The organism is Aquimarina sp. AWH4_224, from assembly GCF_056160245.1.
On record NZ_JBSWWU010000094.1, the window covers coordinates 1 to 216 of the forward strand.

Annotated in this window: 1 protein-coding gene; it reads left to right on the forward strand. The window is 62.5% G+C overall.

What is annotated here, in order from left to right:
• Nucleotides 1-216 (forward strand): hypothetical protein (locus ACXAGJ_RS24845; protein ID WP_474843916.1); only part of this gene is annotated, 216 nt, incomplete at both ends.

Here is a 216-nt window from a genome sequence, read left to right on the forward strand (position 1 = left end):
GTGCTACTGGAGCAACCGGAGCGCAAGGACCTACGGGTGCTACTGGAGCAACCGGTGCACAAGGGCCGACAGGTGCGACTGGAGCAACCGGTGCGCAAGGACCAACAGGAAATACAGGTGCCACTGGTGCACAAGGACCGACAGGTGCTACCGGAGCAACCGGAGCGCAAGGACCTACTGGTGCCACTGGAGCAACCGGTGCACAAGGACCGACAG